This window comes from Phocaeicola sp. RTP21198st1_B8_RTP21198_201120, assembly GCF_040929485.1.
GTDB classification, from domain to species: Bacteria; Bacteroidota; Bacteroidia; order Bacteroidales; family Bacteroidaceae; genus Phocaeicola; species Phocaeicola dorei.
Genome location: NZ_JBCOCI010000171.1, coordinates 1,899 through 2,543 on the forward strand (window position 1 = coordinate 1,899; position 645 = coordinate 2,543).

At 41.9% G+C, this 645-nt stretch carries 1 protein-coding gene; it reads left to right on the top strand.

Annotation, left to right across the window (positions count from 1 at the left end; all coding sequences use genetic code 11):
• Nucleotides 1–194: 194 nt before the first annotated feature.
• Nucleotides 195–645, top strand: a 451-nt coding sequence (locus tag AB5935_RS24025) for a carboxypeptidase-like regulatory domain-containing protein (protein WP_368327658.1), incomplete at its 3' end; no start/stop codon positions are given.

Genomic DNA, 645 nt, shown 5'->3' on the forward strand with positions numbered 1-645 from the left:
GGTGAATACGGAACAGTTCCTCGAACTTATCAGGAAGAATGTGAAAGGCAATAGAGGTTAATCCCTCTTTTAACATAGCGGTTAATGCTTTTTTGAGGGTGTTAATCCACGGATTAACCCTAGTTCTAATCATTTCACCCATATATTTGAGAAAAAAACAGTATTCTTTTAGTAACCTAAAAAATTAATACCCAATGAAACAATTCTATTCATTATGTATGATTATGCTCCTGGCATCTGTTCTGGCAATAGATGTTATGGGACAAAAAACGACTCTGACTGTTACCGGTAAAGTAACGGATCTGGAGGGAGACCCACTGTCGGGAGTCTCGGTCGTTGTGCAGGGAACAACGCGCGGCACGATTACCAATATTGACGGAGCATACTCTATAAATGTACCGTCGAAACAGTCGGTGCTTGTTTTCTCGATGATTAGTATGAAAACTGTCGATCATCGCGTAGGCAATAGTACACAGATCAATATTATTATGGAAGAGGACGTGATTGGTTTGGGAGACGTAGAAGTGGTAGCCATCGGTTACGGTTCTATGCGTCGCTCGGACTTGACAGGTTCCATATCATCTATTAGTAAGGATGCATTGAGCGAACGTGCCATTACGTCACTCGAAGATGCCATGAGAGGTA